General features: G+C 49.2%; 5 tRNA genes. All 5 read right to left on the bottom strand.

The features are described from left to right. Positions 1-66 precede the first annotated feature (66 nt). A tRNA-Cys gene (locus BA1_RS18300) sits at positions 67-137 on the bottom strand. 5 nt (positions 138-142) lie between these two features. Then, a tRNA-Gly gene (locus tag BA1_RS18295) sits at positions 143-217 on the bottom strand. Positions 218-362: 145 nt separating this feature from the next. Beyond that, a tRNA-Gln gene (locus tag BA1_RS18290) sits at positions 363-434 on the bottom strand. A gap of 9 nt (positions 435-443) precedes the next feature. Beyond that, positions 444-519: transfer RNA gene (locus BA1_RS18285), tRNA-His, on the bottom strand. Positions 520-543: 24 nt separating this feature from the next. Beyond that, positions 544-617: transfer RNA gene (locus BA1_RS18280), tRNA-Trp, on the bottom strand. Positions 618-656 lie beyond the last annotated feature (39 nt).

Genomic DNA, 656 nt, shown 5'->3' with positions numbered 1-656 from the left:
ACCTACGTCAGGATTTTAATTCCTGTGTGTCTGCCAATTCCACCACCCCGGCAGTCTTTTCAAAAAAGGCGACACCCGGATTTGAACCGGGGATAAAGGTTTTGCAGACCTCTGCCTTACCACTTGGCTATGCCGCCATTATTGGAGCGGAAGACGGGATTCGAACCCGCGACCCCCACCTTGGCAAGGTGGTGTTCTACCACTGAACTACTTCCGCATATCAGGATTTCTTTATGTTGTTTGGCTATGCGGGTGAAGGGACTTGAACCCCCACGTCATAAAGACACTAGATCCTAAGTCTAGCGCGTCTGCCAATTCAGACATCGTAAAAAAAAAGACACCTTTTTCAAAAAGGTGTCTTACTGGGCTAGCTGGATTCGAACCAACGCATGACGGAGTCAAAGTCCGTTGCCTTACCGCTTGGCTATAGCCCAATAATAAAATGGGGCGATTGATGGGAATCGAACCCACGAGTGCCAGAGCCACAATCTGGTGCGTTAACCACTTCGCCACAACCGCCATAGATGTTATGAATCATATAATTGGCAGGGGCAGTAGGAATCGAACCCACACCGGAGGTTTTGGAGACCTCTGTTCTACCGTTAAACTATGCCCCTATGAAAATAAAATGGTGGAGGGGGGCGGATTCGAACCGC

Origin of the sequence: Bacillus xiamenensis, from assembly GCF_000300535.1 — a bacterium.
Lineage (GTDB): Bacteria > Bacillota > Bacilli > Bacillales > Bacillaceae > Bacillus > Bacillus xiamenensis.
Note: the sequence above shows the minus strand (reverse complement) of the source record. Positions and strands in the feature narration are given on the sequence as shown.